The 11,763-nt window shown below is 72.5% G+C and carries 9 protein-coding genes; 6 read left to right on the top strand and 3 right to left on the bottom strand.

The features are described 5' to 3' along the window. Window positions 1-40 precede the first annotated feature (40 nt). Both ABT123_RS25200 and ABT123_RS25195 read right to left on the bottom strand, forming a co-directional pair. A complete protein-coding gene (locus ABT123_RS25200; protein WP_351318551.1) occupies window positions 41-475 on the bottom strand; it encodes a (2Fe-2S) ferredoxin domain-containing protein in 435 nt (144 codons plus the stop codon). Beyond that, window positions 475-1,521 (bottom strand): bile acid:sodium symporter family protein, encoded by a 1,047-nt coding sequence (locus ABT123_RS25195; protein WP_351318549.1) that lies wholly within the window; start codon window positions 1,519-1,521, stop codon window positions 475-477. The genes ABT123_RS25200 and ABT123_RS25195 overlap by 1 nt, the downstream gene beginning before the upstream one ends. 132 nt (window positions 1,522-1,653) lie before the next feature. Here ABT123_RS25195 and ABT123_RS25190 point away from each other — a divergent pair, with 132 nt between their 5' ends. Continuing rightward, on the top strand, window positions 1,654-2,520 hold the full coding sequence (locus ABT123_RS25190) for a LysR substrate-binding domain-containing protein (RefSeq protein WP_351318547.1): 867 nt from the start codon (window positions 1,654-1,656) through the stop codon (window positions 2,518-2,520). Window positions 2,521-2,552: 32 nt separating this feature from the next. Here the strand turns inward: ABT123_RS25190 and ABT123_RS25185 are convergent, their stop codons facing one another. Continuing rightward, entirely contained in the window at window positions 2,553-3,596 is a 1,044-nt protein-coding gene (locus tag ABT123_RS25185) for a hypothetical protein (RefSeq protein WP_351318545.1), read from the bottom strand. Window positions 3,597-3,816: 220 nt separating this feature from the next. Between ABT123_RS25185 and ABT123_RS25180 the strand changes: the two genes are divergently transcribed. The 5 genes from ABT123_RS25180 to ABT123_RS25160 all read left to right on the top strand — a co-directional run bounded on the left by ABT123_RS25180 (window position 3,817) and on the right by ABT123_RS25160 (window position 11,759). Next, window positions 3,817-5,640, top strand: coding sequence for an AMP-dependent synthetase/ligase (locus ABT123_RS25180; RefSeq protein ID WP_351318543.1), 1,824 nt, complete (start codon window positions 3,817-3,819; stop codon window positions 5,638-5,640). Between the two features lie 112 nt (window positions 5,641-5,752). Next, window positions 5,753-7,045 (top strand): ABC transporter substrate-binding protein, encoded by a 1,293-nt coding sequence (locus ABT123_RS25175; protein ID WP_351318541.1) that lies wholly within the window; start codon window positions 5,753-5,755, stop codon window positions 7,043-7,045. A gap of 18 nt (window positions 7,046-7,063) precedes the next feature. Further along, entirely contained in the window at window positions 7,064-9,979 is a 2,916-nt protein-coding gene (locus ABT123_RS25170) for an ABC transporter permease subunit (protein WP_351318539.1), read from the top strand. Continuing rightward, window positions 9,976-10,797 carry an ABC transporter ATP-binding protein gene (locus ABT123_RS25165; protein ID WP_351318537.1) on the top strand — a complete coding sequence of 274 codons (822 nt, stop codon included), beginning with the start codon at window positions 9,976-9,978 and terminating at the stop codon, window positions 10,795-10,797. Before ABT123_RS25170 ends, ABT123_RS25165 begins: the two co-directional genes overlap by 4 nt. A gap of 155 nt (window positions 10,798-10,952) precedes the next feature. After that, entirely contained in the window at window positions 10,953-11,759 is an 807-nt protein-coding gene (locus ABT123_RS25160; RefSeq protein ID WP_351318660.1) for an aldo/keto reductase, read from the top strand. The last annotated feature ends 4 nt before the right edge of the window (window positions 11,760-11,763 follow it).

Genomic DNA, 11,763 nt, shown 5'->3' with positions numbered 1-11,763 from the left:
ATCCCGCCCCGCTCTTCGCCATCCGGCCCCGAGCGCCGGGTCAGCGGCCCTTGCGGCGCTGCTTCTTCGGGCGGTCCGGCTTCGGGGCCGGGGTGGGCGGGTCCACCTGGTGGAGGGTGAGGGCCGGCGGGAGGGGGGCGGTGCCCGGGCCGCCTGCGAGGGCCCAGTCGGCGATGTCGTCCGTGGCCGTATCGTCCAGTACCCAGCCGAACCAGGCGGCACGGGCGCCGCGGCGGCGGGCTTCGGTGGTGGGCTGGACCACGATGACGTTGGCCTGCTCGCAGGGTCCGAGGCAGTCGACCGTACGGACGGCCAGCTGGCCTTCCGAGGCGGCCTCGGCCGCCTGCAGCCGGGCCAGTTGGGCGGCGTGGTCGGTGCCGGGGTGCTTGCGAGGGGTGCCGCAACAGCAGCCGCGGCAGACCACCAGGGTGCAGGGACGCGGGGCGTGGGCGGCGAGGGGACGTATCCAGGTCACTACCGCACGGTAGCGGCATCGGCGGCCTGCGGGGCCCGCCGGGGCTGGAGTTGGGCCGCTGCCGGACCGTCGGAATCCTCCGGGTCCCGGGCGCGGCGGCGGGCCAGGACGGCGCAGACCATCAGCTGCATCTGGTGGAACAGCATCAGCGGGAGCACCGCGAGGCTCGCCTGTGCCCCGAACAGCACGCTGGCCATGGGGAGTCCGGCCGCGAGGCTCTTCTTGGAGCCGGCGAACTGGATGGCGATCCGGTCCGCGCGGTCGAAGCCGAGGCGCTTCGCCCCGTACCAGGTGAGCAGCAGCATGACGGTGAGCAGCACCGCTTCGACCAGCATCAGCGCGCCGAGCCGGGCCGGGCTGACCTGGCGCCACACGCCGGCGGCCATGCCCGCGCTGAACGCGGTGTACACGACGAGCAGGATCGAGCCCCGGTCGACGTAGCCGAGCACTCTCTTGCGGCGGACCAGGAAGCCGCCGACCCAGGGGCGCAGCACCTGGCCGAGGAGGAAAGGGAGGAGCAGCTGGAGGACGATCTTCAGGAGGGAGTCGGCGGAGAAGCCGCCCGCGCTGCCGCCGAGCAGGGCGGCGGCGAGCAGCGGGGTGAGGAGGATGCCGGCCAGGCTGGAGAAGGAGCCGGCGCAGATCGCGGCGGGGACGTTGCCCCGGGCGATGGAGGTGAAGGCGATGGAGGACTGGATGGTGGAGGGGACCAGGCAGAGGAAGAGCAGCCCGTTGTGGAGGGGGTCGGTGAGGAGGGTGGGCACCAGGGCCCCCGCGGCCAGCCCGAGCACCGGAAACAGGACGAAGGTGCAGGCCAGGACGGTGAGGTGGAGCCGCCAGTGGCGCAGGCCGTCGAGGGCTTCGCGGGTGGAGAGCCGGGCTCCGTAGAGGAAGAAGAGCAGGGCGACCGCTCCGGTGGCGGCGGCTTCGGCGACGGTGGCCGCGGTGCCCCGGGCGGGCAGCAGGGCGGCGAGGGCGACGGTGCCGACGAGGGCCAGGATGTACGGGTCCACCGGCAGCCAGGCCGGTATCTGCGGGCGGCGCATGTGCGGTGCTCGGCTCACTCACTTGTTTCGGGGCGGTCCCGTCCATGGTGGTGGAAGGGGGTGGTGATCGGGAACCCCGTTCACCGTGCTGACTGTCATTGCTCATCATGATGAGCGGTCTACGGTGGGGGCATGTACGACCCGGTTCAGCTCCGTACGTTCCTCACCGTCGCGCAGACGCTCAGCTTCACGCAGGCCGCCGGCCGGCTCGGGGTGCGCCAGTCCACGGTCAGCCAGCACGTGCGGCGGCTGGAGGAGGCGACCGGGCGGCCACTGTTCGTCCGGGACACCCACCGGGTGGAGCTGACCGAGGACGGGGAGGCGCTGCTGGGGTTCGCGCGGACCATCCTGGCCGCGCACGAGCGGGCGGCGGCCTTCTTCACCGGGACCCGGCTGCGCGGGCGGCTGCGGTTCGGGGCCTCGGAGGACTTCGTACTGACCCGGCTGCCGGAGATCCTGGAGGGATTCCGGCAGGAGCACCCCGAGGTGGACCTGGAGCTGTCGGTGGAGCTGTCCGGCACGCTGCACGAGCGGCTGGACGCAGGCCGGCTGGACCTGGTGCTGGCGAAGCGGCGCGGGCCGGGTGACGAGCGGGGCCGGCTGGTGTGGCGGGACCGGATGGTGTGGATCGGCGCGGAGGGCCTGCGGCTGGACCCGGATCGGCCGGTGCCGCTGATCGTTTTCCCGCCGCCGGGGATCACCCGGGCCCGGGCCCTGGAGGTGCTGGAGCGGGAGGGCCGCGGCTGGCGGATCGCCTGTACGAGCGGCAGCCTGAGCGGGCTGATCGCGGCGGCGCGGGCCGGGCTGGGGGTGATGGCACACACCCGGGGACTGATCCCGCCGGGGCTGGTACGGGTGGGCGGCCTGCCGGAGCTGGGTCCGGTGGAGTTCGCGCTGTTGCGGGGGCCGCAGGGCGGGGCGGCGGCGGAGGCGTTGGCCGCGGCGATCCTGTCGGGCGGGGACCGGCTCAGCCGGCCGGCCCGTGGACCGGCCGGCTGAGCGTCGACTGCGCGATGGCTGCGCGTCGGCTGCTAGAAGGCGAAGGGCTGGTACTCGCCGTCCTCGTGGTCGGGCTTCTTGTCATCCGACTTGCCGTGCTCGGGCTTCTTGTAGTCGGGCTTGCCGTTCTCCGGCTTCTTGTAGTCCGGCTTGTCCTGCTCCGGCTTCTTGTAGTCCGGCTTGCCGTCCTCGGGCTTCTTGTAGTCCGGCTTGCTCGGCTCCGGCTTCTTGTAGTCCGGCTTCTGGTGGTCGGGCTTGCTCGGCTCCGGCTTGTGGTAGTCGGGCTTCTGGTAGTCCGGCTTGCTCGGCTTCGGCTTCGGCTTGTGGTGGTCGGGCTTCTGGTAGTCCGGCTTCCCGTGATCGGGCTTGCCGTGGTCCGGCTTCTTGTAGTCCGGCTTGCCGTGGTCCGGCCGCCCGTGCTCCGGATCCTTGTCCTTGTCCCTGTCCTTGTCGTGCGGGTACCCGTCCTTGGGTCGGGGGACCACGTCGAAGGGGATGTCGCCCGTGTAGGGGAAGGTGCCCTCCGGCAGGCAGTTCTCCTCCCGGTCGGTGCCGAGACCGTCGCAGTGCTCGGCGCTGAGGGTGAAGAACACCGTGCTCGTGTGCGAGCCGACGCTCAACGCCTTGAACGGCGGTGAGATGACCACGGCGAGGCTGTTCCCGTTCGGGATGGAGCCGGTGCGCAGCACCTTGTCCCGGCTGAAGGTGAAGCTCTCCTCTTCCGGCGTACCGATGTCGTGGACGTACGTGGCGCTGACGAACTTGGAGATGAAGTCGTCGATGGGCGCGACCCGGGCCGGCTCGTACCCGTCGGGGTACACGGCACCCGCGGCGCCCGAGACCTCCCAGGCCGGCACGGTCCTGACCCACTTCTCCTTGGCGAAGGCCGTCCGGCAGCCTTCCGGACCGATGATCCGCTCCTTGATTTTGAACAGCTCGTTGAGGTCGGTGCCGTCGGACGTCAGGCAGTGCGGGACGGGCGGCCTGAAGGCCGGCGCGGCCCAGGCGGGGGCACCCGCCAGCGAGACCGCGAGCAGGGACGGTACGGCCGCGGCCAGGAACCGGGCTCTGTTCACCGGGGTTCACCTTTCATGTCGGTGCGGGGGACGGTCGACAGCCGACCACGGCGGGCCGCCGCGGCACCGCTGACATGCCCGCCCGCAGGGGCCGGACGGCGGAAGGGATCACACGCACGGCGGTGAGTGGATCTCGTGGAGGTTTCAGCCAAACCGGCCTGGTGAAGGCGGGTCCGGGGGTAGCGTCACCGCGCCGGTACGGAGAGGAGCGGAGCAGCCCTTGCGCGAGTTGAGCGTTCCACCCGTGGTCATCCCCGCACCCGCCGGAGGCTTGGCCGATGCGGTGTTCCGGCACGCCCGGGAGGAGCCCGGCCGGGTCGTGCTCGGCCGGAAGACCGGCGGGGTCTGGCGGGACGTGACCTCGGCCGAGCTCCGCGACGAGGTGCTGGCCCTCGCCAAGGGGCTGCTGGCGCAGGGGGTGCGGTTCGGCGACCGGGTCGCGATCATGTCCCGGACCCGGTACGAGTGGACGCTGTTCGACTTCGCGCTGTGGGCGGTCGGGGCCCAGCCGGTGCCGGTCTACCCCACCTCCTCCGCCGAGCAGGTGCACTGGATCCTGCACGACTCCGACTGCGTCGCCTGCGTGGTCGAGAACGAGGACCAGGCCATGACGGTCGGGTCGGTGATCGACCGGCTGCCGCAGCTGCGGCGGCTCTGGCAGCTGGACACCGGGGCCGTGGCGCAGCTCGCCGCCGACGGGGCGACGGTCGACGAGGAGGTGGTGCACCGGCACCGGGCCGCGGTCACTCCTGATGCGGTGGCCACGGTGATCTACACCTCGGGGACCACCGGGCGGCCGAAGGGCTGTGTGCTGACCCACGGCAATTTCATGTACGAGACGGACACGCTGGTGCAGCGGTGGGAGTCGGTGTTCTCCGGCGGTGCCGGGGAAGGGCCGTCCACGCTGCTGTTCCTGCCGCTCGCGCACGTCTTCGGGCGGATGGTGGAGGTGGCGGCGGTCCGGGCCCGGGTGAAGCTGGGCCACCAGCCGGTGCTCGCCGCCGCGGAGCTGCTGCCGGATCTGGCCGCGTTCCGGCCGACCTTTGTGCTGGGCGTGCCGTACGTCTTCGAGAAGGTGTTCGCCGCGGCCCGGCGCAAGGCGGAGGCGGAGGGGCGGACCGGCCCCTTCGACCGGGCGGTGGAGGCCGCCGTACGGTACGCCGAGGCACGGGAGCAGAAGGCGTTCGGGACCGGGCCCGGGCCGTCGGCCGCGTTGCGGGTGGAGCACCAGCTGTTCGACCGGCTGGTGTACGGGAAGGTCCGGGAGGCGATGGGCGGCCGGGTCCGGCATGCGATGTCGGGCGGCTCAGCCATGTCGCGCCGGCTGGGGCTGTTCTTCGAGGGTGCCGGGGTCACGGTGTTCGAGGGGTACGGGCTGACCGAGTCCTGTGCGGCGGCGACGGCGAATCCGCCGGGGGCGACGAAGTACGGGACGGTGGGCCTCCCGATTCCCGGCAGTACGGTGCACATCGCGGAGGACGGGGAGGTCTGGCTGCACGGGGACCACGTGTTCGCCGGGTACCTGAACGATCCGCGGTCCACGGCGGCGGTCCTGCAGGGCGGCTGGCTGGCCACGGGGGATCTGGGGCGGCTCGACGAGGACGGCTACCTCACGATCACCGGGCGGAAAAAGGAGATCCTGGTGACCTCCAACGGCAAGAGCGTGTCCCCCGGCTCGCTGGAGGAGCGGGTGCGTTCGCATCCGCTGGTGTCGCAGTGTGTGCTGGTCGGGAACGACCGGCCGTATATCGCCGCCCTGGTCACCCTTGATCCGGAGGGGGTGGCGCACTGGCTGTCGATGCGCGGGCGGCAGCAGATGACTCCGGCCGAGCTGGTGCAGGACGCGGATCTGGTGGCCGAGGTCCGGCGGGCTGTGACGGCCGCCAACACCCGGGTCTCGCAGGCGGAGGCGATCCGTTCGTTCCGGGTGCTGGCGGAGCAGTTCAGTGAGGAGCGGGGGTTGCTGACGCCCTCGCTGAAGCTGAAGCGGCGGGCGATCGAGGCGGCGTACGCGACCGAGATAGCCGCGCTCTACCAGTCCTGACCGGCCCCGACCAGGTTTAGCTGACGGTTCGTCATCAACGCTGCGCGAGTTCTTGACGGTTCGTCAGCTCACGCACAGAATTCGGGAATTCCGACCGGAGGGGTACCCGAACATGTTGCGACCGATCCGCTTGCGACCGATCCGCACCCTGGCCGCCGCGGCAGCGGCCCTCGCCCTCGTCTCCGCCTGCAACTCCGCCTCCGAGAACGGCACCGGCACCGGCACCGGCAAGCCCGGACAGTCCGGCACCGGCACTGCCCGCGGCGTCACCGCCGACTCCATCAAGGTCGGCGGCATCGTCTCGATGACCACCAGCAGCGGCTACAGCAAGAAGGACACCGACCTCGGCGCCAAGGCCCGCTATCTGCGAGCCAATGCCGAAGGCGGGGTCAACGGGCGGAAGATCGACTACCTCGGCGCGGAGGACGACGGCCAGGACCCCGGCAAGAACAACGCCGCCGCCCGCAAACTCGTCCAGCAGGACAAGGTGTTCGCGGTCGCGCCGATGAGTTCGGTCACCTTCTCCGGCGCCGACTTCCTGGAACAGGAGAAGGTCCCCACCTTCGGCTGGGGCACCCTGCCGTCGTTCTGCGGGCCCAAGTACATCTACGGCTTCAACGGCTGCCTGGTCCCCTCCCCCGGCGGCACCCTCAACCAGACCTGGCCGGAAGGCATCGCCACCGTCCTCGGCGGGGCGCAGGGCAAATCGGTCGCCGTCATCGCCAATGACAGCGACGCCGGCAAGTTCGGCATCCGCACCTTCCAGCAGGGCTTCGCCAGCGCCGGCTTCACGGTGGCCTACGCCAAGGCGAGCGTGCCCGCCACCGCCGTCCCCAGCGACTGGTCGGCGTACGTGAAGGACATCATGTCGAGCAACGGCGGCAAGACGCCGGACGCGGTCGTCTCGGTCATGCAGACGCCCAACAACATCGGCCTGTTCACCGCGCTCAAGCGGGCCGGCTACCGGGGCCTGCTGTCCGACCCGACCGACTACGACCCCGGGCTGCTCGCCAAGGACGCCACCAAGCAGGCCCTCGACGGGGTGCACGTGCTGCTGCAGTTCGAGCCCTTCGAGTCGTCCCATCCGCAGATGGCGCAGTTCAAGGCCGATATCAAGGCGGCGGCGGGCGGCAAGGAGGTGCCGTTGAACATGCACATGCTGACCGGCTACATGTCGGCCGACCTGTTCCTGTCCATCGCCCAGAAGGCCGGCAAGGACCTGACCGTGGAGTCCTTCCAGGCCGCCGCGCAGAACTTCTCCGACACCGGCACCCTGGTCGGTGACCGGGCCCTGCCCAAGGGGCAGAAGGACAGCTTCGGCTGCGGCGCGCTGGTGCAGTTGAAGAACGGCACGTACCAGGTGTCCGTACCCTTCAAGTGCCACGAACCCATCCCCTTCACGTAGGGGCAGGGTTCCGCACCCATGGGTGATCTGCTCGTCTTCGTGCTGAGCGGCCTGGTCTCCGGCGCGCTGTACGCCCTGCTCGCGACCGGGCTGGTGCTGTCGTACTCGGCGTCCGGACTGTTCAACTTCGCGCACGGGGCCACCGCGTACGTGTCCGCGCTCACCTTCTACGAACTGCACTCCGGGCTCGGCTGGCCGGCCGTGCCCGCCGCCCTGCTGGTGGTGTGCGTCCTGGCCCCCGGCCTCGGCTGGGGGCTGGACCGGCTGATGTTCCGCAAGCTGGCGCGGGTCGGCGAGACGGCACAGATCGTGGCCACCATCGGCCTGCTGGTGGCCCTGCCGGCGGCCGGGCTGTGGCTGGTGGAACTGCTGTCGGAGGCGGGGGCGCCGGTGAAGCCGGCCGAGAACCAGTTCGGGCTGCCCGGGGTCGGACCGAGCCCGGCGAAGTCCTGGCAGCTCGCGGACGGGGTCGGCATCGACTCCGACCAGCTGATCACCTGGGTGGTGACGGCGGTGGTGGCCGTGGCGCTGTGGGTGCTGCTGCGGCACACCCGGCTGGGGCTGCAGCTGCGGGCCGCCGTCGACAACCGCTCGCTGACCGAGCTACGCGGGATCAGCGCGGACCGGCTGTCCTCGGTGGCCTGGATGATCGCGTCGGGACTGGCCGGGCTGGCGGGCGTCCTGGCCACGCCCCTGCTGGGCCTGTCGGCGCACGACTTCACCCTCTTCCTGTTCGTCTCGGCGACGGCGGCGGTGCTCGGGCGGTTCGCCTCGGTGCCGCTGGCCTTCGCGGGCGGGCTGGGGCTGGGGGTGCTGCAGAACCTGGTGGCCGGGTACGCCACCTTCGCGGAGGGGATCACCGGGTTCCGGACCGCCGTACCGTTCCTGATCCTGTTCGGCGGGCTGCTCGTCCTGACCCGGCGGCAGCGGGCGGCGGGGATCGCGGCGGCGGACACGGCACCGCTCGACCATCTGGCCGGGGCGTCGTGGGCGCGGCGCTGGGGCGGGTGGGCGGTGGGCGCGGCGCTGCTGTGCACCGCCTTCTACACCGTGACGACCCCCTTCTGGAGCGGGCTGCTGGCCCAAGGGCTGGCCATCGCGCTGGTGTTCATGTCCTTCACCGTGGTGACGGGGCTGGGGGCGATGGTGTCGCTGGCCCAGGCCACGTTCGTGACGGGGGCGGCGCTGGTGGCCGGGCTGCTGATGAGCCGCGGCTGGCCGTTCGTCGCCGCGCTCGCCGTCGGCACCTGCGTGGCCGCGCTGCTGGGCGCGCTGGTCGCCCTGCCGGCGCTGCGGCTGGGCGGCCGGTCCCTGGCGCTGGCCACGCTGGCACTGGCCTTCCTGGCCGACCAGGTCCTCTTCCAGCTGCGCTGGCTGCGGAACGGGGACTCCGGATGGTCGGTCCCGCGGCCGGTGATCGGGCCGCTGGACCTGGGCGACGACCGGGCGATGGGCGTGGCGCTGGTGGTGATCGTCGCGGTGGTGGCGGCCGGGCTGAGCGCGCTGCGGAACTCCCCGGCGGGGCGGGCCATGCTCGCCGTACGGTCGGCGCCGGCCGCGGCGATGGCCTCGGGGGTGTCGGTGCTGCGGACGAAGCTGCTGCTGTTCACGCTGTCGGCGGGGCTGGCCGGGTTCGGGGGCGTGCTGTACGCCTCGTACAACACCCGGATCACGGCGACCGACTTCACCGCGATGACCGGGCTGGTGTGGCTGGCGGTGGTGGTGGCGGCGGGGGTGCGGAGGCCGCAGTACGCGGTGGTGGCGGGGCTGGTGTTCGCGGTGATGCCGAGGCTGTTCGCGGACTACGTCACGGAGTCCGCGCACCTGCCGGTGATCCTGTTCGGCCTGGCGGGCCTCGCCCTGGCAAACGACCCGGACGGCTACTGCGCAGCCGTGCCGGTGCGGCGGGCGCGGCGGCGCGCGGCGGCTGCGGGAGCTGCAGCCCTGGCGGTCCAGGGCCAGGCCATGGCCGGGGCCGCAGCGCCGGGTGCCGTGGGCGCAGCCCCAGGAACCCCCGCCCCGGATTGGGCCGAGGCTTGGGGCGAAGCCCCGGCCGAACCGGGCGCGACCCGGAACGGCGACCGGGACGAAGCCCCCGCAACGCCGGGCGCAGCCCGGAACACGGGCCGGGGCGGAGTCCCCGCACAGGCCCGGGGCGGTCTCCCCGAAGGGGACCGGGGCGAAGCCCCCGAAGAGCCCGGCGTGGCCCGGAACGGGGGCCGGGGCGCAGCCCCCGCGCAGGGGGTGGCGTTGGAGTTGCGGGGGGTGCGGGCCGGGTATGACGGGGGGTTTGTGCTGCATGGTGTTGACCTGCGGGTCAGGCGCGGCGAGATCCTTGCCGTGCTCGGCCCCAACGGCGCCGGCAAAAGCACCGCCTGCCGCGTCGCCGCCGGCCTGCTCCCGGCCGGCTCCGGCTCCGTCCACGTCCACGGTCGTGACGCCACCCGCGACGGAGCCGTCCGCCGCGCCCGCGCCGGCGTGCTGCTCGCGCCCGAGGGCCGGGGGATCTTCCCCTCGCTCACCATCGAGGAGAACCTCGCCCTCTACCTCGCCGACCCCGAGGCCCGCGCCGCCGTCTACGACCGCTTCCCCCGGCTCGCCGAACGCCGCGGTGTCCCCGCCGGTTCGCTGTCCGGCGGGGAGCAGCAGATGCTCGCCCTCGCGCCGCTGCTCCAGCGCCCGCCCGGGGTGCTGATCGCCGACGAGCCCTCCCTCGGCCTCGCCCCCCGCATCGTGGACGAGGTGTACGCGCTGCTCACCGAGCTCCGCGACGCCGGGACCGCACTGCTGCTGGTAGAGGAGAAGGCCGCCGAGATCCTCGGCATCGCCGACACCGTCGCCTACCTCGCCCAGGGCCGGGTCTCCTGGTGCGGCCCGCGCGCCGAGGTGGAGACGGACCGGCTGACCGAGGCCTACCTGGGGATGACCCGATGAGCGAGACAAGTAGGAGCAGGAGCAGGTACGTGCTGGAGGCCGCCGGAATCGGGGTGCGGTTCGGCGGGGTCCGGGCGCTCACCAACGTGTCCGTCGGCATCCGCGCCGGTGAGGTCTGCGGGCTGATCGGGCCCAACGGGGCGGGCAAGACCACCCTGTTCGACGTGTTGTCGGGGATCCGGCGGCCCGACCGCGGCCGGATGCTGCTCGACGGCGCCGACATCACCCGCCGCTCCCCCGTCTGGCGGGCGCGCCACGGCATGCGCCGCACCTTCCAGCGGCAGCAGCTCTTCGGCCAGCTGACCGTGGCCGACCATCTGCTTGTGGCCCAGGAATGGCGGGGCGGCGGCCTGCGGGACCGGCGCCGCCGGGAGCGGGAGCGGCGCGCCCGGGCCGAGGAGGTGCTGGCGGGCTGCGGGATCTCCGCGCTCGGTGATGCGTACGCGGCGGGTCTGCCCGTGGGCCGGGCCCGCATGGTGGAACTGGCCCGGGCGGTGGCCGACCCGCCGCGGGTCCTGCTGCTGGACGAGCCGGCCTCCGGCATGTCCGCTCCGGAACGGGAGCAGCTGGCGGCGGTGGTGCGGCGGCTCGCCGAGGAGGAGGGCTGCGCCGTGCTGCTGGTCGAACACAACGTGGCCTTCGTGATGGAGCTGTGCACCCGGGTGGTGGTCCTGGACCTCGGTACGGTGCTGGCCGAGGGCACGGCGGCGGAGGTGCGGGCGAACCCGCTGGTCAGGGAGGCTTACCTGGGCTCTGCCCAGGAGCGGCTGACCCGGACGGGTGGAGAGCCGCCGGGTGCCGGGACACGGCGGGAATAGGACGGTGGGCGGTCCGGTTGTGCCCGGGCGTACGGTACGGCCACCGCCGGACCGCCGCACCACCAGCCACGGCCACAGCACACTTCGCAAGGGAACGACCAGACGTGACTCAGCCCGACCAGGTCCCCGCCATCACCCTCAACAACGGCACGCTCATGCCGCAGCTCGGCTTCGGTGTCTGGCAGGTCCCGGACGCCGAGGCCGAACGGGCCGTCGGCATCGCGCTGGACGCCGGCTACCGCAGCATCGACACCGCCTCGATCTACGGCAACGAGACCGGCACCGGCAAGGGCATCGCCGGCTCCGGGCTGCCGCGCGAGGAGCTGTTCGTCACCACCAAGCTGTGGAATGGGCCGTCCGAGACCTGGCGCCGCGACAACGTGCTGCGCGAGTTCGACGCCTCGCTGGAGAAGCTGGGCCTGGACTACATCGACCTGTACCTGATCCACTGGCCGCGCCCGATGCGGGAGGACTACCTCGCCATCTGGCGGACCTTCGAGGAGATCGCCGAGAGCGGCCGGGCCAAGGCCGTCGGCGTGTCCAACTTCCGCCCGGCCGACCTGCGCCGGCTGCAGGCCGAGAGCCCGCTGGTGCCCGCCGTCAACCAGGTGGAGCTGCACCCGCTGTTCCCGCAGACCGAACTCCGCGCGGTCCACGCCGAACTGGGCATCGCCACCGAGGCATGGTCCCCGCTGGGCCAGGGCAAGGAGCTGCTGGCCCTGCCCGCGGTCGAGGCGGTGGCCGCGAAGCACGGCCGGTCCGCGGCCCAGGTGGTGCTCCGCTGGCACGTGCAGCAGGGCGTCATCGCGATCCCGAAGTCCGTGACCCCGTCCCGGATCAGCGAGAACCTGGACGTCTTCGGCTTCGAGCTGGACGGCGAGGACGTGGCGGCCCTGGACGCGCTGGGGTCGGGGCCGGACGGCCGCCGGATCGGTCCGGACCCGGCCGTCTTCGACGTCTGAAGAG

This window comes from Streptomyces sp. NPDC002054 (assembly GCF_040296685.1).
Taxonomy (GTDB): Bacteria; Actinomycetota; Actinomycetes; order Streptomycetales; family Streptomycetaceae; genus Streptomyces.
The sequence above is the reverse complement of the archived record's forward strand: the minus strand, read 5'-3'. Positions and strand labels throughout refer to the sequence as shown.